Genomic DNA, 589 nt, shown 5'->3' with positions numbered 1-589 from the left:
TTTTAATCTAAAGAATTCCTCGAGGCTCTGCCTCGGGGTGAAAAGAGGAAAAGTTTGAAAAACGGGTGGTTTTTCAAAAAAATAAAAAGATGTAGCTTTGATTTATGAATGATCATATTTTAAAAAGGCATAATAAAACTTTACTTCTGTACCATATTGTTTTTCCTGTGAAATACAGGAATTCGGTTATTAATGAAGAAGTTGGAGCAGGCTTAAAAGAAATATGTATTGAATTGTCTCATCGCTATGAAATTCATTTTTTAGAAATTGGTTATGAAGATAACCATGTTCATTTCTTGATACAAAGCGTTCCAAATTTATCAATTAGTGAAATTTGTATGAAAGTAAAAAGTATCACAGCTAAAGAAATTTTCAAACGTTTTCCTGAAGTTAAAGCTAAGCTTTGGGGTGGGAATTTTTGGACCAGTGGTTATTATGCGAATACAGTAGGTCAATATGGAAACAAAGATGTCATTAAAAAGTATATAGAAAATCAAGGAAAAGAAAAAGAATATCAAAAAGTGCATGAGGCTCAACTTACACTTTTTGATTTCTAATACTTCGGGGCTCTGCCCCGGGGTAGTTTATT

The 589-nt window shown here is 31.7% G+C and carries 1 protein-coding gene; it reads left to right on the top strand.

The window, feature by feature from the left end:
- The first annotated feature begins 104 nt into the window (after window positions 1-104).
- A complete protein-coding gene (gene tnpA / locus DRF60_RS20890; RefSeq protein WP_116015279.1) occupies window positions 105-557 on the top strand; it encodes an IS200/IS605 family transposase in 453 nt (150 codons plus the stop codon).
- Window positions 558-589 lie beyond the last annotated feature (32 nt).

Origin of the sequence: Chryseobacterium elymi (genome assembly GCF_003385495.1) — a bacterium.
Lineage (GTDB): Bacteria > Bacteroidota > Bacteroidia > Flavobacteriales > Weeksellaceae > Chryseobacterium > Chryseobacterium elymi.
This window is presented reverse-complemented; position numbering and strand designations above follow the sequence as displayed.